The sequence below is a fragment of the Streptococcus oralis genome (assembly GCF_001075875.1).
In the GTDB taxonomy this organism is placed as follows: domain Bacteria; phylum Bacillota; class Bacilli; order Lactobacillales; family Streptococcaceae; genus Streptococcus; species Streptococcus oralis_I.
Window position 1 is genome coordinate 1 of the sequence record NZ_JUOS01000048.1, and the last position, 238, is coordinate 238.

Annotated in this window: 1 protein-coding gene; it reads right to left on the reverse strand. The window is 37.8% G+C overall.

The genetic code is table 11. The features are described 5' to 3' along the window. Positions 1-238, reverse strand: a 238-nt coding sequence (locus tag ADM33_RS03195; protein ID WP_049503142.1) for a hypothetical protein, incomplete at both ends; no start/stop codon positions are given.

A 238-nucleotide genomic window follows, 5' to 3' on the forward strand; every position in this document is an offset into this window, starting at 1 on the left:
GATGTTGTCCTTGTTAGCTGCATCGAATTTAGTTGTATCCAACCATACTTGGTAAACCAACTTGTCGCCACGTTTAACAGTCTTCGTATTCAAGTTTTGAGATTCGTTGTTTGAAGTTCCATCTGCGTATGGGTTTGTATTTGTTTCACCATATTTATCAGTCAATTCAGAATCATCATCAACGAGTTTGTCGCCTGTGATATCGAATTTCTCTTCAGAAACAACGTATTTCTCTGGT